The sequence below is a fragment of the Pseudomonas laurylsulfatiphila genome (assembly GCF_002934665.1).
In the GTDB taxonomy this organism is placed as follows: Bacteria; Pseudomonadota; Gammaproteobacteria; order Pseudomonadales; family Pseudomonadaceae; genus Aquipseudomonas; species Aquipseudomonas laurylsulfatiphila.
The window spans coordinates 1-17,842 of the sequence record NZ_NIRS01000007.1; the positions used below are offsets into that span (position 1 = coordinate 1).

The 17,842-nt window shown below is 61.3% G+C and carries 12 protein-coding genes, 1 rRNA gene and 1 pseudogene; 8 read left to right on the plus strand and 6 right to left on the minus strand.

The genetic code is table 11. The features are described from left to right. From rrf to recD, 4 genes are all read left to right on the plus strand, one after another. A 5S ribosomal RNA gene (gene rrf, locus CD175_RS24875) occupies window positions 1-110 on the plus strand; the annotation flags it as partial. A gap of 236 nt (window positions 111-346) precedes the next feature. Then, window positions 347-3,796: an exodeoxyribonuclease V subunit gamma gene (gene recC, locus CD175_RS24880; RefSeq protein WP_104450823.1), complete on the plus strand. Its 3,450-nt coding sequence runs from the start codon at window positions 347-349 to the stop codon at window positions 3,794-3,796. Then, window positions 3,796-7,485, plus strand: a complete 3,690-nt coding sequence (gene recB / locus CD175_RS24885) for an exodeoxyribonuclease V subunit beta (RefSeq protein WP_104450824.1) — start codon at window positions 3,796-3,798, stop codon at window positions 7,483-7,485. Before recC ends, recB begins: the two co-directional genes overlap by 1 nt. Then, window positions 7,482-9,569, plus strand: coding sequence for an exodeoxyribonuclease V subunit alpha (gene recD, locus CD175_RS24890; RefSeq protein ID WP_104450825.1), 2,088 nt, complete (start codon window positions 7,482-7,484; stop codon window positions 9,567-9,569). Before recB ends, recD begins: the two co-directional genes overlap by 4 nt. Here recD and CD175_RS24895 read toward each other — a convergent pair. Further along, window positions 9,566-10,513 carry a LysR family transcriptional regulator gene (locus CD175_RS24895; RefSeq protein WP_104450826.1) on the minus strand — a complete coding sequence of 316 codons (948 nt, stop codon included), beginning with the start codon at window positions 10,511-10,513 and terminating at the stop codon, window positions 9,566-9,568. The two genes, recD and CD175_RS24895, sit on opposite strands and share 4 nt — an antisense overlap. 150 nt (window positions 10,514-10,663) lie before the next feature. On the opposite strand from CD175_RS24895, the gene CD175_RS24900 reads away from it, so the two are divergent. Then, window positions 10,664-12,190, plus strand: coding sequence for a CoA-acylating methylmalonate-semialdehyde dehydrogenase (locus CD175_RS24900; RefSeq protein ID WP_104450827.1), 1,527 nt, complete (start codon window positions 10,664-10,666; stop codon window positions 12,188-12,190). Between the two features lie 10 nt (window positions 12,191-12,200). Further along, window positions 12,201-13,088, plus strand: coding sequence for a 3-hydroxyisobutyrate dehydrogenase (mmsB, locus tag CD175_RS24905; protein ID WP_104450828.1), 888 nt, complete (start codon window positions 12,201-12,203; stop codon window positions 13,086-13,088). 249 nt (window positions 13,089-13,337) lie between these two features. Here the strand turns inward: mmsB and CD175_RS24915 are convergent, their stop codons facing one another. From CD175_RS24915 to CD175_RS24935, 5 genes and pseudogenes are all read right to left on the minus strand, one after another. Beyond that, window positions 13,338-13,682: a cupin domain-containing protein gene (locus CD175_RS24915; protein ID WP_046038617.1), complete on the minus strand. Its 345-nt coding sequence runs from the start codon at window positions 13,680-13,682 to the stop codon at window positions 13,338-13,340. A gap of 106 nt (window positions 13,683-13,788) precedes the next feature. After that, complete coding sequence (locus CD175_RS24920) at window positions 13,789-14,160, minus strand: MerR family transcriptional regulator (RefSeq protein ID WP_104450829.1); 372 nt, start codon at window positions 14,158-14,160, stop codon at window positions 13,789-13,791. Between the two features lie 49 nt (window positions 14,161-14,209). Further along, window positions 14,210-14,788, minus strand: coding sequence for an NAD(P)H-dependent oxidoreductase (locus CD175_RS24925; RefSeq protein WP_104450830.1), 579 nt, complete (start codon window positions 14,786-14,788; stop codon window positions 14,210-14,212). A 42-nt stretch (window positions 14,789-14,830) separates the two neighbouring features. Further along, window positions 14,831-15,417 (minus strand): annotated as a pseudogene (locus CD175_RS24930) (LysR family transcriptional regulator). A 234-nt stretch (window positions 15,418-15,651) separates the two neighbouring features. Next, on the minus strand, window positions 15,652-15,996 hold the full coding sequence (locus tag CD175_RS24935) for a cupin domain-containing protein (protein WP_007900627.1): 345 nt from the start codon (window positions 15,994-15,996) through the stop codon (window positions 15,652-15,654). A gap of 264 nt (window positions 15,997-16,260) precedes the next feature. On the opposite strand from CD175_RS24935, the gene kynB reads away from it, so the two are divergent. Together kynB and kynA are read left to right on the plus strand one after the other, a co-directional pair. Further along, entirely contained in the window at window positions 16,261-16,926 is a 666-nt protein-coding gene (gene kynB, locus CD175_RS24940; protein WP_104450831.1) for an arylformamidase, read from the plus strand. Further along, window positions 16,923-17,777: a tryptophan 2,3-dioxygenase gene (gene kynA, locus CD175_RS24945; RefSeq protein WP_104450832.1), complete on the plus strand. Its 855-nt coding sequence runs from the start codon at window positions 16,923-16,925 to the stop codon at window positions 17,775-17,777. The genes kynB and kynA overlap by 4 nt, the downstream gene beginning before the upstream one ends. The last annotated feature ends 65 nt before the right edge of the window (window positions 17,778-17,842 follow it).

Here is a 17,842-nt window from a genome sequence, read left to right on the forward strand (position 1 = left end):
GACCATAGAGCGTTGGAACCACCTGATCCCATCCCGAACTCAGAAGTGAAACGATGCATCGCCGATGGTAGTGTGGGGTTTCCCCATGTGAGAGTAGGTCATCGTCAAGATTAAATTCCGAAACCCCAATTGCGAAAGCAGTTGGGGTTTTGTTTTTGCGCCTCCATACACCTCAAACGCTGTTCCCTGTAGGAGCGAGCCTGCTCCGCGCGGCGTTCCGACGAAGAACTTCAGGGCACCGCGTTACCCCAGACAACCCCCGTCATCGTTGACGACCTTCGCGAGCGAGCTCGCTCCTACAAATGCTAAAGTCGTCCCTCGAATTTGCATTTTCCAAGGAAGCCTTATGCCGGACGCAACGTCCCTCAGTGCTGGATTCATGGTGGTTCACGGCAACCGCCTGGACGAGTTGCGCAGCCTGGTGGTCAGCTGGATGCGGCGCTACCCGCTGGCTCCCCTGGAGAATGAAATCGCGTTGGTGCAAAGCAACGGCATTGCCCAATGGCTGAAGCTGGCACTGGCGGAAGATTCCGAAGAAGACGACATGGGCGGCTGCGGCATCGCCGCCGCCATCGATGTGCAGTTGCCCGGCAGTTTCATGTGGCAGCTCTATCGCATGGTCCTGGGGCGCGATGAAATTCCGGCCAAGTCCCTGCTCGATAAAGCCCCGCTGACCTGGCGATTGATGCGCCTGCTACCGCAGTTGATCAACCAGCCACACTTCGAGCCCCTGCAGCGCTTCCTGACCCATGACACCGATCTGCGCAAACGCTATCAATTGGCTGAGCGTCTGGCGGACCTGTTCGACCAGTACCAGGTCTATCGGGCAGACTGGCTTGAAGACTGGGCAGAAGGTCGACATCAGACAAGAAGTGCAAGGGGCGAGGCCAAGGCCCTGACGCCGGCCAATTGCTGGCAGGCAGAGTTATGGCGCGCACTCTTGCTGGATGTCGGAGAGCAAGGCATGGCGCAAAGCCGTGCCGGGGTCCATCAGCGATTCGTCGAGTGCATCAACAACCTCGAAACAGCTCCCAAGGGATTGCCCTCGCGAGTGATCGTTTTCGGGATTTCTTCGTTGCCTGCCCAAGCCCTGGAAGCACTGGCGGGGCTGGCACGATTCAGCCAGGTCCTGCTGTGCGTACACAACCCGTGTCGTCACCATTGGGCAGACATCGTCGCCGATAAAGATCTGTTGCGTCGTCAATACAAGCGTCAGGCCCGCAAGAGCGGCATGCCGGTAGTGATCGACCCGCAAACCCTGCACCAGCATGCTCACCCGCTGCTGGCTGCCTGGGGTAAACAGGGGCGGGACTACATCAACCTGCTCGACAGTTACGACGATCCCAACAGCTATCGCTCGGCATTCCGTGACGGGCGCATCGACCTGTTCAGTGACGGTCAGCCGCTGAATGTGCTCAACCAGTTGCAGGATGACATCCTCGAGTTGCGTCCCCTCAACGAGACTCGGGAGCGCTGGCCGGCCATCGATCTGCACACGGACGAATCGATCCGTTTTCACATTGCCCACAGCGCCCAGCGAGAAGTCGAGATTCTCCACGACCAACTGCTTGCGCGCTTCAGTGCCGATCCAGCATTGCGCCCCCGGGACATCATCGTGATGGTCCCGGACATCGACAGCTACGCCCCGCATATTCGTGCCGTGTTTGGCCAGCTCGACCGTCAGGACCCGCGCTTCATACCGTTTACGCTGGCTGACCAGGGCCAGCGTGGTCGCGATCCACTGCTGATTGCGGTCGAGCACCTGCTCAAGCTGCCGGACAGCCGATTCCCCGTCAGTGAGATTCTCGACCTGCTGGACGTCCCGGCACTGCGCGCCCGCTTTGATGTCGAGGAGCGTGACCTGCCGACCCTGCACCGCTGGATCGAAGGTGCCGGCATTCGCTGGGGCATGAATGCCGAGCAACGTGCCGGGCTCGGGCTGCCCAATGAACTGGAGCAAAACAGCTGGCGTTTCGGCTTGCGACGGATGTTGCTCGGTTATGCCGTTGGCTGCGCCGATGCCTATGAGGGCATCGAACCCTACGACGAAATCGGTGGTCTGGACGCTGCGCTCATAGGTCCGCTGGTTGCTCTGCTGGACGCGCTGGAAGTGGCTCACCACGAACTCTCTCAGCCTGCACCGCCGCGGCAATGGGGCTTGCGCTTGCAGGCGTTGGTGCAGTTGTTCTTCCTCGCCAGCAACGAACACGATGACTACTTGTTGGCCCAGCTCGAAGAGCTTCGCGAGACCTGGCTCGAGACCTGCGAGTCCGTCGGCCTGCAGGACGAGTTGCCGCTGACGGTCGTCCGTGAAGCCTGGCTTGCAGGCCTGGATCAGGGTCGTTTGTCCCAACGCTTCCTGGCCGGTGCGGTCAACTTCTGCACCTTGATGCCCATGCGCGCTATCCCGTTCAAACTGGTCTGCCTGCTGGGCATGAATGACGGCGATTATCCGCGTGCGCAACCGCCGCTGGATTTCGATCTGATGGGCAGTGATTACCGGCCAGGCGATCGCTCCCGACGCGAAGATGACCGCTACCTGCTACTGGAAGCTTTGTTGTCGGCGCGTGATCAGCTCTACATCAGTTGGGTGGGCCGCAGCATCCGCGACAACAGCGAGAGGCCGGCGTCGGTATTGATCGGCCAGTTGCGTGACCACCTGGCCAGCGGTTGGCGATTGGCACAAAGTGGCGAGGATCTGCTTGAAGCCATGACCCGGGAACACCCGTTGCAACCTTTCAGCGCCCGCTACTTTCACGCAGGGGATGAGTCGTTCAGCTACGCCACGGAATGGCAGGTTCTTCATCAAGCGGCAGAGCAACAGGCGAGCGCCGAAGTGCTCGGGCCCCACGTTCAGGACGAACCCCTCAGCCTCGGTCAGCTGCAGGATTTCCTGCGCAATCCGGTACGGCACTTTTTCAGCCAGCGACTGAAAGTCTTCTTCGAGGCGGCTGAAGTGCCGTTGGCCGATGAAGAGCCTTTTGTCCTGGATGCATTGCAGCGTTACAGCCTCAGTGACCGATTGCTCGAAGCGGCACTGGCAGATCCGGAAAATACCGGACAGGCACTGGAGGATCAGGCCAAACGCCTGCAAAACAGCGGGCTGCTGCCCATGGCCGGTTTCGGTGAGTGCCTGCAACGGGAATTGATCGACCCATTGCCCGACTTGCTGCAACGCCACCAACAGCTCCTGGCTTTGTGGCCGACACCCCTCAGCAGTGCGTTGCCGGTCAATCTTGAACTGCAAGGCCTGCACATCGAGGGCTGGCTCAGCGGTCTGCATCAGCGCGCTGATGGTGGCTTGCTGTCTGTCACGACGATCCCCAACAGTATCGGCTCGATCAAATCGCGCAAATGGCATCGACTGACGCGCCCGTGGCTCACGCATCTGGTGGCCTGTGCCAGTGGCATGGCGTTGACCACCGCACTGGTGGCCAGCGACGACAGCCTGTTGCTCGCACCGATGGACGAGTCCTCGGCACGGAAAATTCTCGGCGATCTGCTGATGGCCTGGCAGTCGGGTATGCGCCAGCCCCTGCCGATCGCGGTCAAGACAGCCTTCGCGTGGCTGGGGCAAACCGACCCGGTCAAAGCCGCGGCCGCTGCGCGCAAAGCCTATGAAGGCGACGGGCAGACGACGGACGGAGAGCGACGCGAAAGTCCGGCACTCGCTCGCCAATTCGCCGATTACGATGCCCTGAGCGCCGATGAAACCTTCCCCGACTGGTGTGATGCGCTCTATCGCCCGCTGCTTGAAGCACCCTGGCGTTCACTGTCCAGCGAGGAGTCGCGTTGATGAGTACGAAGACACCGCTGGCCCTGGCGTTCCCACTGCGTGGCAGTCAACTGATCGAAGCCAGCGCGGGGACCGGCAAGACCTTCACCATTTCCGCGCTGTACCTGCGCCTGGTGCTGGGCAATGGCGGGGAAGACAGTGGCTTCGGACGTGAGCTGTTGCCGCCGCAAATCCTCGTCGTGACCTTTACCGACGCCGCCACCAAAGAGTTGCGCGAACGCATTCGCACGCGACTCGCCGAGGCCGCACGCTTTTTCCGCGATGAAACGCCTGCCCCCGACAGCCTGATTGCCGAGCTGCGTGGTCAGTACTTGCCCGAGCAATGGCCCGGGTGCGCAAACCGCCTGGATATCGCCGCCCAGTGGATGGACGAGGCAGCGGTGTCGACTATCCACAGTTGGTGCCAGCGCATGTTGCGCGAGCACGCCTTCGACAGCGGCAGCCTGTTTACCCAGACCCTGGAAACCGACCACAGCGACTTGCTGGGGGAAGTCCTGCGCGATTACTGGCGGCTGTTCTGCTACCCGATGCAAGGCGATGCGCTGAATTGGGTGCGCAGCAATTGGGGCGGTCCGGCGGCGCTGCTGCCGCGGATTCGTGCACTGTTCGCCAGTGAGCGCGATACGCTTCAAGGGAAAGAGCCCGCCGAGATAATTTCGCAATGCTTGCAAGAGCGACGGGCTGCCCTGATCGAGCTCAAGAAGCCATGGCCGCAGTGGGCGGACGAGTTGCTTGCCATCTGCCACGAAGGCGTTGCCAGCAAGGCTGTCGACGGTCGCAAGATGCAGGCACGCTATTTCGAGCCCTGGTTCGAAAAAATCAAAGCCTGGGCCGAGGACGAATCCCTCGAGCAACTGGATATCGGCACCGGTTTCACGCGCCTGACCCCTGATGGCATGGCCGAAGCCTGGAAGGGCGAAGCGCCTCGACATCCGGGGCTCGATGCGATGGCCAGCCTCAAGGCCTGTCTCGACGGGTTGCCAACGCCCGATGCCGCCGTGCTGCAACATGCCGCCCGCTGGGTCGGGGCACGATTCGAAGAAGAGAAACGCCGTCGTGCGGAAATGGGCTTCGACGACATGTTGCTGCGCCTTGATGCCGCCTTGCAGTCCGATGGCGGCGAGCGGCTGGCCACCCTGATTCGTGAACAGTTTCCGGTCGCCCTGATCGATGAGTTCCAGGACACCGACCCGGTGCAATACCGGATCTTCGAGAGCATCTACCGCATTGAAGAGAACGGCCCCGAGTGCGGCCTGTTCCTGATCGGCGACCCGAAACAGGCGATCTACGCTTTTCGCGGGGCCGACATCCATACCTACCTGCGCGCCCGTCAGGCCACCACCGGCCGCCTGCACACCCTGGGCACCAACTTCCGCTCAAGCCACGGCATGGTTAACGCAGTGAACCATGTGTTCGAGCGTGCCGAAGCCCGGGAGTCGGGACGGGGCGCATTCCTCTTTCGGGAGCCGAATGGCATTAACCCGGTTCCGTTCATGCCGGTGGCCTCCCAGGGCCGCAAAGAAGTCCTGCATATAAATGATCAGGCAGTCCCGGCCTTGAACATCTGGCACTTGCCGGCCGAACAACCGTTGTCCGGCGCCGTGTACCGGCAACATCTGGCGGCGGCCTGCGCCAGTGAAATCACGGCATTGCTCAATGGCGGGCAGCAGGGGCAAGCGGGGTTCACCCAGGACGGCAAAGCCTTCCGAGGGCTGCTGCCGGCGGACATCGCCATCCTGGTACGCGATGGCAAGGAAGCGCAGGCGGTGCGTGGTGAATTGGCCGCCCGGGGCGTGCGCAGTGTCTACCTGTCGGACAAGGACTCGGTGTTCGCCGCCCAGGAGGCGCATGACGTACTGACCTGGCTCAAGGCCTGCGCCGAGCCGGATGTCGAGCGGCCGCTGCGGGCCGCGTTGGCCAGTATCACCTTGAACCTTTCGTTGACCGAGTTGGAGCGGCTGAATCAGGACGAGTTGGCCTGGGAGTCCCGGGTCATGCAGTTCCGTGGCTATCGCGAAGTCTGGCGCAAGCAGGGTGTGCTGCCGATGCTGCGCCGTTTGCTGCACGACTTCCATTTGCCCCAGGCCCTGATTGCCCGCAGTGACGGCGAGCGGGTCTTGACGAACCTCCTGCACCTGTCCGAATTGCTGCAACAGGCCGCCGCCGAACTCGATGGTGAACAAGCGCTGATCCGGCATCTGTCCGAGCATCTGGCGTTGTCCGGGCAGGCGGGCGAGGAGCAGATCCTGCGTCTGGAAAGTGATGAGCAACTGGTCAAGGTCGTGACCATCCACAAGTCCAAAGGCCTTGAATACCCCTTGGTGTTCCTGCCGTTCATTTGCTCGGCGAAGCCGGTGGATGGCAGCCGCCTGCCGTTGCACTACCACGATGAATCAGGCAATGCCCAGGTCACGTTGAAGCCGACGGCAGAATTGATTGCCCTGGCCGACGATGAGCGCCTGGCCGAGGACCTGCGCTTGCTCTATGTTGCCCTGACCCGGGCGCAACACGCCTGCTGGCTGGGGGTGGCTGACCTCAAGCGCGGCAACAACAATGGTTCGGTGCTGCATCTGTCGGCGTTGGGTTATCTGTTGGGAGGCGGTGCGCCATTGGCCGACTCCTCGGCGTTGCAGCAGTGGTTGCGCGACCTGCAACAGGGCTGCCCGGCGCTGGCGTATGCCCAGATGCCTGATGCGACAACAGAGCATTACCAGCCACCGCAAAACGACGCGGCGCTGTTGGCTCCGCTGATCCCCAAACGCAAGGCCAGTGAAAACTGGTGGATCGCCTCTTACAGCGCATTGCGCATTGGCGACACCCTGAGTGTCGGCACGGACGAGGCGCCGGAGAGTCCGCAGGCGCAAAAACTGTTCGATGACGAACGTCTCGACCCGCAGGCTCCCAGGGAAGTGGTGGCCAGTGGCGGCGATATCCATCGCTTCCCGCGCGGCCCGAACCCCGGCACCTTCCTCCATGGTCTGCTCGAATGGGCGGGGGGCGAGGGGTTTGCCGCGGCGCCACAGGAGGTGATCGACGCCATTGCCCGTCGCTGCAATCGCCGAGGCTGGGAGGGCTGGATCACCACGCTGAGTGACTGGCTGCAGCATCTGCTCAAGTCGCCGTTGCAGCTGGATGCCGATCAGGCGCCGGTGAAATTCGCGCAGCTGACGCAATACCAGGTCGAGATGGAATTCTGGTTCGCCAGCCACAAGGTCGATGTGCTCAAGCTCGATGCGCTGGTGTGCCAGTACACCCATGGCGGCGTGGCCAGGGTGGCCGCTGAACCGGTGCTGCTCAACGGCATGTTCAAGGGCTTCATCGACCTGACGTTCGAGCACGACGGCCGCTATTACGTTGGCGACTACAAATCCAACTGGCTGGGCGCCGATGATGCGGCCTACACCGTGCCGGCCATGGAACAGTCGATTCTCGACAACCGCTATGACCTGCAATACGTGTTGTACCTGTTGGCCCTGCATCGCCAGCTCAAGGCGCGGCTCGCCGATTACGACTACGACCGGCATGTCGGCGGTGCGTTGTACCTGTTTCTGCGGGGTACGCGTGCGGCCAGCCAGGGTGTGTTTTTCACCCGTCCGCCAAGAGAACTGATCGAGCGTCTGGACAGGCTGTTCCAGGGCAAGCCAGAACCCAAGGCCGAGCCCGCCTGGGAACAGGGAGTACTGTTATGAGTCGCACCTTCGCCGATTTGCTGCCGACATCGCTGGCAGCCGAAAGCCTGGCCGATCTGGCGCCGCTGAGTCGTGCCGACGACTTGCTGTTGCTGCTCACGCGCTGGGTAGAACGTGGCTGGCTGCGCGCGCTGGACAAAGCCTTTGTGGCGTTTCTGCATGAGCTGGCGCCGGAGGATGATCCGTTGGTGTTGCTGGCAGCCGCGCTGACCAGCCACCAGTTGGGCCACGGGCATGTCTGCCTCGACCTGTTCGAGACGCTGAAAGAGCCGGACTTCGCCCTGTCATTACCGCCCGAAGGTGACGTACAAGGCGGCGCCATGCTGCTGCCGTCGCAATTGCTCGGATCGCTGGACGGTGCTCATTGGTGCAAGGTGCTGGCCGCCAGCAACCTGGTCGCCCTGGCCGCTGACAGCCGTGACAACGTGCGTGACCGGCCCTTGGTGTTATCGGGCAAACGCTTGTACCTGCGCCGCTATTGGGCCTACGAGCGGCGGATCGACCTTTCGTTGCGCGAGCGCCTGACGGAGCACGAGTCCACACCGAACGACCTGCTCCAGCGCCTCACCGGTTTGTTTGGGCCTGCCCGGCCGGGTGAAGTGATCGACTGGCAGAAGCTGGCCTGCGCCCTGGCGACGCGCAGCGCCTTCAGCATCGTGACGGGGGGGCCGGGAACCGGCAAGACCACCACCGTCGTGCGCTTGCTGGCGTTGCTCCAGGCGCCGGCGGTCGAGGCCGGCATGCCTTTGCGCATTCGCCTCGCCGCACCGACCGGCAAGGCCGCGGCGCGTCTGACAGAGTCCATCAGCCAGCAAGTCCGGACCTTGAAGGTCAGCGAAGCAATTCGCGAGAAGATCCCGTCCGATGTCACCACCGTTCACCGTCTGCTGGGCAGCCGGCCCGGGACACGTCATTTCCGGCACCACGCGGGCAATCGCCTGCCGCTGGATGTGCTGGTGGTGGACGAGGCCTCGATGATCGACCTGGAAATGATGGCCAATCTGCTCGACGCCCTGCCGGCCCATGCGCGCCTCGTGCTGTTGGGGGACAAGGACCAGCTGGCTTCGGTAGAAGCCGGTGCGGTACTGGGGGATCTGTGTCGCGACGCGGAGGCTGGCTGGTACAGCCCGCAGACACGCCAGTGGCTGGAAGCCGTCAGTGGCGAAAGTCTGCAGGCCGGCGGACTGCAGGAGGATACGCGGGGCGCTCATCCACTGGCCCAACAGGTGGTGATGTTGCGCCATTCCCGGCGATTCGGTGAGGGCAGCGGTATTGGCCAGCTCGCTCGTTGGGTCAACCAGCAGCAACCGGAAGAAGCCCGCAAGTTGTTGTCTGCGCGAAGCCATGACGATGTGTATGGCTTGTCCCTCAAGGGTGAGCAGGACCGGACCCTGGAGCGTTTGCTGCTCGAAGGCCATGGTGAGGCCCCGCAGGGTTACCGGCATTACCTGACCTTACTGCGTAAACAGCGGCCGCCACTCGACAGCCCGCTGGAAGACTCACGCTGGACCAACTGGGCCCGGGAGGTGTTGCAAGCCTTCGACGCGTTCCAGCTGTTATGTGCCGTGCGCAAGGGGCCGTGGGGTGTGGAGGGTTTGAACCAGCGAGTGACGGACGCCTTGCTCAGGGCACGCCTGATCGACAGCGACCAACAGTGGTACGAAGGTCGCCCCGTGCTAATGACCCGCAACGATTACGGGCTGGGTTTGATGAATGGCGATATTGGCATCGCCCTCAAGCTCCCGGAGCAGGAGGGCCATGGAAAACAGGTTTTGCGTGTGGCGTTCCCACGCAATGACGGCCAGGGCGGCGTGCGATTTGTCCTGCCAAGCCGCCTGAATGATGTCGAAACCGTGTACGCCATGACCGTGCATAAATCCCAGGGCTCGGAGTTCGCGCACACCGCGTTGATTCTTCCTGATGCCTTGAATCCGGTACTCACCAAGGAATTGATCTACACCGGGATTACCCGGGCCAAGGACTGGTTCACCCTGATCGAATCGCGCCCAGGCGTGTTTGAAGAGGCGGTGAAACGCCGGGTCAAACGCTTGAGCGGGCTGATGCTGGAGCTCGGCACCGACTAATCGGCAAACAACATCTCCCGGCTTTCCCCCATCAACAGGCCCTGATTCTGCTCGGTGACCTGGCGGATGTAATCCCACAACAGGGTGATCCGCTTGAGCTTCCTCAGGTCTTCGCGGCAGTACATCCAGAACTGTCGGGTGATGTTGATTTCCTGCGGCAACACCGGCAGCAGGCGCGGGTCTTGAGTGGCGAGGAAGCACGGCAGGATCGCCAGTGAACGCCCCTGCTGCGCCGCCACGAACTGCGCGATTACGCTGGTGCTGCGCAGGTTGGCGCTGGCGCCGGGTAGTACATTGGCCAGGTACAACAGCTCCGAGCTGAACGCCAGGTCGTCGACGTAACTGATAAACGAATGTTTCGCCAAGTCTGCCGGGCGGCGGATGGCCGGGTGGTTGTCGAGATAATCCTGGGTCGCGTACAGCTGCAGCCGGTAGTCGCACAGTTTGCAGCAGACGTACGGGCCATGTTCCGGACGCTCCAGGGCGATGACGATGTCGGCCTCGCGCTTGGACAGGCTGATGAAGTGCGGCAGCGGCAGGATGTCCACCGAGATCGCCGGGTAGGTGTCGACGAAGTGGCTCAACTGCGGCGTGATGAAAAAGCTGCCGAAGCCTTCGGTGCAGCCCATGCGCACATGACCGGACAGCGCCACGCCGGACCCGGAAACCTGCTCGCACGCCATGTGCAAGGTGCTTTCGATCGATTCGGCATACCCCATCAAGCGCTGGCCTTCGGCAGTCAGGACAAAGCCGTTGGTCCGGGACTTCTCGAACAGCAAGGTGCCCAGCGCCGTTTCCAGCGAACTGATGCGTCGCGACACCGTGGTGTAGTCCACCGCCAGGCGCTTGGCCGCGGTGCTGGCCTTGCGGGTGCGGGCGACTTCGAGGAAAAACTTGAGGTCATCCCAGTTCAGCGAACCGAGGGAGGTGATGTTTTTTTGCATGTTGGACCGGTTTTTATGTGCGTTCTTATCAGAAGTTTGCACATCTATACTCCAAAAACAGTCCGAGAACCAATTCGCGACACACAGCTCATCTCAAGGCGACTTTCTCGCCTTGGCTCCCAAGATAACAACAAAGATCCGGAGACCCACATGAACGTATCGCTCACGCCTAACGAAACCACCGTGCAAAAGGTCAAACTGTTGATCGACGGCGAGTGGGTCGAATCCAAGTCCACCGAATGGCACGACATCATCAACCCGGCGACCCAGCAGGTGCTGGCCAAAGTGCCGTTTGCCACCGCCGAAGAAGTCGACGCCGCCATCAGCGCCGCTCATCGCGCGTTCCAGACCTGGAAGCTGACACCCATCGGCGCGCGGATGCGCATCATGCTCAAGCTCCAGGCGCTGATTCGCGAGCACTCCAAGCGCATCGCCGCGGTCCTGAGCGCCGAGCAGGGCAAGACCATTGCCGACGCCGAAGGCGATATTTTCCGTGGCCTGGAAGTGGTCGAGCACGCCTGCTCCATCGGCAGCCTGCAAATGGGCGAATTCGCTGAAAACGTCGCCGGTGGCGTCGACACCTACACCCTGCGCCAGCCGATCGGCGTGTGCGCGGGCATTACCCCGTTCAACTTCCCGGCGATGATTCCGCTGTGGATGTTCCCGATGGCCATCGCCTGCGGTAACACCTTCGTGCTCAAGCCGTCCGAGCAGGACCCGATGTCGACCATGCTCCTGGTGGAGCTGGCGATCGAGGCGGGCATTCCGGCTGGCGTGCTCAACGTCGTGCATGGCGGCAAGGATGTGGTGGACGGGCTCTGCACCCACAAGGACATCAAGGCGGTTTCCTTCGTCGGTTCAACCGCCGTCGGTACTCATGTCTATGACCTGGCCGGTAAACACGGCAAGCGCGTGCAATCGATGATGGGCGCCAAGAACCACGCCGTGGTGCTGCCGGACGCCAATCGCGAACAAGCACTGAATGCGCTGGTCGGTGCCGGCTTCGGTGCTGCCGGTCAACGCTGCATGGCCACTTCGGTGGTGGTGCTGGTGGGCGCCGCCAAGCAATGGCTGCCGGACCTCAAGGCGCTGGCGCAAAAACTCAAGGTCAATGCCGGCAGCGAGCCGGGCACCGATGTCGGTCCGGTGATCTCGAAGAAAGCCAAGGCGCGGATTCTCGACCTGATCGAAAGCGGCATCAAGGAAGGCGCCAAACTGGAGCTGGACGGCCGCGAGATCTCGGTTCCGGGTTACGAGAAGGGCAACTTTGTCGGCCCGACCCTGTTCTCCGGCGTGACCACCGACATGCAGATCTACACCCAGGAAATCTTCGGCCCGGTGCTGGTGGTGCTGGAAGTCGCCACCCTCGACGAGGCCATCGCCCTGGTCAACGCCAACCCGTTCGGCAACGGCACGGGCCTGTTCACCCAGAGCGGTGCGGCGGCACGTAAATTCCAGAGCGAAATCGATGTCGGCCAGGTCGGCATCAACATCCCGATCCCGGTGCCGGTCCCGTTCTTCAGCTTCACCGGTTCGCGCGGCTCCAAGCTCGGCGACCTCGGTCCGTACGGCAAGCAGGTTGTGCAGTTCTACACTCAGACCAAGACCGTCACCAGTCGCTGGTTCGATGACAACAGCGTCAACGACGGTGTGAACACCACGATCAACTTGCGATAAGGAGCCGGACATGAAAATCGCTTTTATCGGTCTGGGCAACATGGGCGCGCCGATGGCGCGTAACCTGATCAAGGCCGGCCATGCACTGCGCCTGGTGGACCTGAACAAGGCTGTGCTGGCGGAGCTGGAGCAGTTGGGCGGCAGTATCAGCCCTTCGGCCCGTGAAGCGGCAGAGGGTGCCGAACTGGTGATCACCATGCTGCCTGCCGCAGTGCATGTGCGCAGTGTGTGGCTGGGTGAAGACGGTGTGCTCGCCGGTATCGGTCAAGGCGTACCGGCCGTCGATTGCAGCACCATCGATCCGCAGACCGCGCGGGACGTGGCCGCCGCCGCTGCCAAACAGGGCGTGACCATGGCCGATGCGCCGGTCTCTGGCGGTACCGGTGGTGCAGCCGCCGGGACCCTGACCTTCATGGTCGGCGCCACGCCTGAACTGTTCGCCACCCTGCAACCGGTACTGGCGCAGATGGGCCGCAACATCGTCCATTGTGGTGAGGTCGGCACCGGGCAAATCGCTAAAATCTGCAACAACCTGCTGCTGGGGATTTCCATGGTCGGCGTCAGCGAAGCCATGGCCCTGGGTGATGCGCTGGGCATCGACACCAAGGTGTTGGCGGGCATCATCAACAGCTCCACTGGGCGTTGCTGGAGTTCGGAGATGTACAACCCGTGGCCGGGCATCGTCGAAACAGCACCGGCGTCGCGCGGCTACACCGGCGGCTTCGGTGCCGAACTGATGCTCAAGGATCTGGGGCTGGCCACTGAAGCGGCGCGTCAGGCGCACCAGCCGGTGGTGCTTGGCGCGGTGGCCCAGCAGTTGTATCAGGCGATGAGTTTGCGTGGGGAAGGTGGCAACGACTTCTCGGCGATCATCAATAGCTATCGCAAACCGCAATAGACCCTGTGGGAGCGAGCCTGCTCGCGATTGCGGTGTATCAGTCACCATGGCTGTTGACTGTGCCGACGTCATCGCGAGCAGGCTCGCTCCCACAAGGGCCGCATGTACTCATGGATATTTACCGGGAAATCACGTCGGGTGATCTCCCGGTTTTTTTGCGCGGTAAAAAAAGATCGCAGCCTTCGGCAGCTCCTACAGGGGAATGTATACACCCTGTAGGAGCTGCCGAAGGCTGCGATCTTTTTTGTCTCAGGCAAACACGAAATATTTGCGCACGGTTTCCACCACTTCCCAGGTGCCTTTCATCCCCGGTTCAACGACGAAAATGTCCCCAGCGCGCAGGTGGATCGGCGCCATGCCTTCGGGGGTGATGATGCAGTAGCCTTCCTGGAAATGGCAGTACTCCCACTTCACATATTCCACATACCACTTGCCCGGCGTGCAGATCCACGTGCCCATGATCTTGCTGCCGTCTTCACTGGTGTAGGCGTTGAGGTTGACGGTGTGCGGATCGCCTTCGAGTTTTTCCCATTTGCAGGCGTCGAGTACGGGCAGCGGGTGGGTGTCGCGAAGAACGGTAATCGGTGCGGTCATGATGACTCCGGGCAGTGGGCTCAAGAACTGAAGTCGCACCCTATAGCGCCCGTCCATTGGTCAGTTGTCTGTAGTCGACACTGAGCTGTCCAGAAACGCACGGCTCTCAAAGGCTGGTCAGTGGGCAGTCGAGCCTGGATTGTTCGAGACTGTTTTCGAACTCGACCAATTGCGCGTGCTGTTGCGACAGCGCCGCTATCCGTTCGGCGATTTCCCGTTTTTTGCTGGCGATGACCTGATGGGCCCGTTCCCATGGCAACTGCGGGCCCTGATGTCCGGCGAAGGCTGACTGCAATTCCTTGAGCCTGAAACCCAGCTGCTGGGCACATTTGATGAACATCAGCAGATCGACACTGTGCTGGTCATAGATGCGGTACTTGCCCTGACGTCGGGCGGCAGGCAGCAGGCCAATCGACTCGTAGTGACGGATGCTTTTGACCGTGGTTCCGGAACGTTGCGCGGCTTGGCCGATGTACATGGGAAGTTCCTTTTCTCCAAGGGTAACGCTCGGTGCATTATCGACAGACTCAACGGCTGGCGATAGCTTCGGCTTGCCGTAGCCAAGCCGCATGCCGGTCCGCGCTGGCGCCGAGAATTGGCCCGAACGTGAGGGTTCGGGTTGGCTTGATACCACAGAATTCCAGCGTGGTTTTGCGGACCTGATGCAAACCGGGCATGCGGTAGATCCATCGGTAATACCAGGGCGGTGTGTCCATGGTCACCAGCAGGTGGGCGGTTCGGCCGCGCAGGAGTTTGTCGGGGAAGGCTTTGCCCTGGCGATACTTGAAGGCAAAACCGGGCAAGAACACCCGGTCGAAAAAGCCCTTGAGCAAGGCCGGTACGCCACCCCACCAGATCGGATAAACCAGCGTCAGTTGTTCGGCCCACAGGATATCGGCCTGAGCGTTACCCAAGTCGGCTTCCAGTGGCTGGACCTGCTGATAGCCTTCACGCAGCACCGGGTCGAAATCCAGGGTACCCAGAAACAACTGACGCACCTCATGCCCGGCGCGCACTGCCGACTGTGTGTAACGCTCGGCGAGGGCGGCGCAGAAGCTGTTGCTTGAAGGATGCCCGAGGATCACCAGTATTCGTTTACCCATCATCGCTGTCCTTGAAGATAAAACCTCAAGGATAAAGTCTGCCCCTCAGGGGAGAGTCAAGGCGTGCAGCAGGGCCTTGGCATAGCCGGGTAATGCGGCAAAGTCCCGGGCACAGAGCAACAGTTTGCGTTGGCCCCAGGGTTCTTGCAGGGCGAGGCTTTTGAAAGACAGTCCACCGGACCCGCGTTCGACGGCGGCCAGCGGTACTATTGCCAGTCCCGCCCCGCGGGCGACCATGCGCATCACGCCATCGAAACCGTCGGCGCGGATGCGAACCTGCATGCGCAGGCCGGTGTGAAGTGCCTGTTCTTCCAAGTACACCGCAAACGCGCTGTTGGCATGCAGGCCGACATAGTCGTGATGCAGTTGGCGTACTCGGCGAGTTCCTGTTGCAGGCGTTCGGCCTGTTGCAGCAGCACCCGGGCGTGTCGGGCCAGGGCATTGCCGGCCGGCGTCGGGCTGACTTCGCGACGATTGCGCTGAAGAAACTCGACGCCCAGCGACGCCTCCATGGCGCGTATTCGCGCGCTGGCTGCCGCCAGGGACAGATGACTGCGTGCGGCGCCGGCGGTGATGTTGCCGGTGTCGAGGATGTTCAGGTACAGGCGCAGGTCGGTCAGGTCGAAGTGCATTACAGCAACCTCTGGATTTGTGTTGTCTGGATGGGCGCCTTCGCGGGCAAGCCCGCTCCCACAGGTGACGCGATTCACTGTGGGAGCGAGCTTGCTCGCGATGGGGACGGCACATTCAACATTGGCAGTGATTGATCCACCGCTATCGCGAGCAAGCTCGCTGCCACAGGGGTTGCATGTACTCAAAGATATTTACCGGGAGATCACGTCGGGTGATCCCCCGGTTTTTTTGTATCAGGCAAACACAAAATATTTGCGCACGGTTTCCACTACCTCCCAGGTGCCTTTCATCCCCGGTTCGATGACGAAAATATCGCCGGCGCGCAGGTGGATCGGCGCCATGCCTTCCGGGGTGATGATGCAGTAGCCTTCCTGGAAATGGCAGTACTCCCACTTCACATATTCCACATACCACTTGCCCGGCGTGCAGATCCACGTGCCCATGATCTTGCTGCCGTCTTCACTGGTGTAGGCGTTGAGGTTGACGGTGTGCGGATCGCCTTCGAGTTTTTCCCATTTGCAGGCGTCGAGTACGGGCAGCGGGTGGGTGTCGCGAAGAACGGTAATCGGTGCGGTCATGATGACTCCGGGCATGAGGGAGAGCTGAAGTCGCACCCTATAGGGCCTGACGGGCATCCGTTGTCTGTGCTCGACATTGATGTATCCAGAAACGCAGCGGCCATTGCTTGGCCGCGTTACCCAAGGCGGTTGAAATTTACCCTCGATAATTGATCGATTTCCGGCGGTTTCTGCGAAAGACCCGAGTATTACCGAAAGTTTTCGCAAGAACATGCACAGGTATCACTCGTATCATTCACTTCGGAAAAGGCCGAGAGCTTTGCTATGAAAAAAACAATGTCGTGGTGGGACATCAGCCCGCCCTTGAGTACCGCAACCCCGACCTGGCCGGGTGATACGCCGTTTCAGGAAGAGCGTGTCTGGAGCTTCGGGCCCGAGTGCCCTGTGAATGTCGGGCGCATCACGCTGTCGCCGCACACCGGTGCCCATGTCGACGCGCCGCTGCACTACAGCGCGGAAGGCAAGGCCATTGGCGAAGTGTCGCTGGACGTCTACATCGGGCCTTGCCGGGTATTGCATTGCCTGGACAGCGGCCAACTGGTGCAGCCGGAGCAATTGCGGGGGCGTCTTGAACATCTCCCTGAGCGCGTCCTGCTGCGTACCTATCGAAACGCACCGCTGACCACCTGGGACCCGGACTTCACCGCCGTCGCCAAAGAAACTGTCGATCTGCTGGCCAGCCTCGGCGTGCGGCTGATCGGCATCGATACGCCGTCGCTGGACCCACAGCAATCCAAGACCATGGATTCGCACAACGCGGTGGCGCATCACGGAATGGCCATTCTTGAAGGCATCGTGCTCGACGAAGTCCCCGAAGGCGATTATGAGCTGATCGCGTTGCCGCTACGTTTTGTCAATCTCGATGCCAGCCCGGTCCGGGCCATATTGCGTCCACTGAATTCACCGCAACGTGAGGAGCCTGCTCAATGAGCCAATGTCCCTATTCATCGGCCAATCCGACTGCGGAATGGCATAACGCCGAGTTGAATTTTTCCGACTCCATGAGTTACGGCGACTACCTGGACCTGGGGCGCATTCTCAGTGCGCAGCACCCGTTGTCACCCGACCACAACGAGATGCTGTTCATCATCCAGCACCAGACCTCCGAGCTGTGGATGAAGCTGATGTTGCACGAGCTCAAGGCAGCCCGCGAACACATGCGGTTGGGCGAGTTGCCGCCCGCATTCAAGATGCTGGCGCGAGTCTCGCGCATCTTTGATCAACTGGTGCATGCCTGGACGGTGCTGGCGACCATGACGCCCACCGAGTACCACTCGATCAGGCCTTTCCTGGGGCAGTCGTCGGGCTTTCAGTCGTTCCAGTACCGCGAGATAGAATTCATTTTGGGCAACAAAAGCGCGACCTTGTTGCGGCCCCACGCGCATCGTCCGCAGCTGTTGGAGGAACTCGAAAAAGCCATCGCCACGCCGTCGCTGTATGACGAAGCGATTCGCTTGATGGCCAGTGCCGGTCTGACGATTGATCCGCAGCGTTTCGAGCGTGACCCGACCAGCCCGACGCAGCATGACGCCTCGGTTGAAGCCGCGTGGCGAGTCGTCTACAAGGACCCTTCGCGCTATTGGGACCTCTATCAGTTGGCCGAAAAACTCATCGATCTGGAAGACTCGTTCCGCCAGTGGCGCTTCCGCCATGTGACCACGGTCGAGCGGATCATCGGTTTTCAACCAGGCACCGGCGGCACTGAAGGCGTGGGCTATCTTCGTAAGATGCTCGACACCGTACTGTTTCCAGAGCTGTGGCGAGTACGTTCTACTCTCTGAGACGCAGGGCCTGATCCAAAATAAAAAAGCCCCGGCATTCATTGAATGCCGGGGCTTTTTATTGC